A 1600-nucleotide genomic window follows, 5' to 3' on the forward strand; every position below is an offset into this window, starting at 1 on the left:
AGCTTGAGTTTTAACCTCTGAGCTGGGTTTTTATCCTGTTCGGCGGGGTCGTGGCCCGGCGGGTTTGGATGGCTTCTGGTTGCTGGGTGTTTTGATGTGCACGTCGTAGCGGGGTGCCGGACGCTGGTTGCGGTGGCCGGCTGGTCGACCGGGTCCGGGGCGGGAGGGTTTCGGTGCACTGGCGGGACAGGCTGCTTTCCGGCGGAGGTGCCGAAAACCTCGACGGACACGTGCTGGTGTAAGTCGTTGTGGGGCTGCGGGTTTCTCCCACGGCCGCCGGATGTCGACGGTGAGTTCACGAGCAAGGCGCAGCTGGGTGTAGGCGGCCAGGAGCAGCCAGGTCCATCTATCCGCGGCGGCGGGGTCGCGGGGTTTCGGGACGTTCCAGCCGAGGGTTTGTTTGAACAGGCGGAAGGTGTGCTCGATATCGAACCGCCGCAGAAATGCCTGCCACAGCACATCGACCTCGGCGGCATCCAGATCGACGACCGAATGCCACAACCACACCGGTTTTGGGATGGCGCCACTGGGCAGCCGGTCGACGTCGAGTCGGATCACGGTGCCGTCGAGCACCGGCAGTTTCCCGGCCTGGGAAGTCCAGGATGACCGGTGAGTAAGCCTGGGGTGCAAGCGATTCCATGACCGTGCTGTTGCCGGTCCGTAGAGGCGGGTGTCGGTCGTGACGGCTGTGTCGGGCTCACCCCAGGTCGCGGGATCGCCGAAGACGAACTCCCCGCCGTGCCTTGGTGGGCGTCCGGTCGTCCCGGGCTGCCATGCGGGTGCGCGGCGGCGCAGGACCCGGTCCGACCGCATACGGCCCAGCACGGCCACGGGCAGATCTGCCAGCAGGAACGCCAGCCGGGGTGCGTCGTAGCCGGCATCGGCGACGATCCAGATATCCGGATCACCCCCTCGCCAGTGCCCGGCCTCGATCAGGTTGCCGATCACGGTGCGCAACTGGTCCGCGGTCACCGTGGCGGCCTCGTCACCGGGTGCCAGCCGCACCGCATCCAGTGGCGCGGTCCAAGAACTACGCCCTGATTCCAAGGCGCAGACCACCGAGTACGGCCAGCCGGGAATCATCTGATGGGTGTTCTTGGCACGCCCGTAGGTGTGACACAGTATCCGCTGCGGGCAGGTATGCGCTTCCGGTCGCAACCAGGAGGTGATGTCCACCGCCAGCACCAACCGACCGTCCGCGGCCCGCGGCAGTGGCACCGAGACCAGTGCCCGCCGTAATCGTGCGATGTCGATCCGACCACGGTCCAGTGCCGCATAGACGCTGCCGTGGCCCCGGCGATGCTCGCCGACCAGTGACAGCTCCGGCAATGACCGCACCGGCCCGTCCGCGCACAACACCGCGTCCACCACATCGAATACCGCGTCCGCCCGCCGGGGCAGGCACCGATACAACTCCTGCCGGAACGCCGACAGCTCCCCGACCGCACCGGCGCAGCCGGTGTCGTGCACACTGTTCACCGAAGCCCTTGGTTATCGAAAGTCTTTCTGTCGCAGGGAGACATGATCAACCAAGGGCTTCACCCATGATCACCCGGGGTATTGAGAACCCAGCTCAGAGGTGAGGTTAAAACTCAAGCTA

General features: G+C 65.9%; 1 protein-coding gene. It reads right to left on the reverse strand.

What is annotated here, in order from left to right:
- Positions 1 to 30 precede the first annotated feature (30 nt).
- Entirely contained in the window at positions 31 to 1479 is a 1449-nt protein-coding gene (locus ACWEH3_RS36025; protein WP_450026927.1) for an NF041680 family putative transposase, read from the reverse strand.
- Positions 1480 to 1600: the final 121 nt, after the last annotated feature.

The organism is Nocardia sp. NPDC004718 (genome assembly GCF_053601535.1).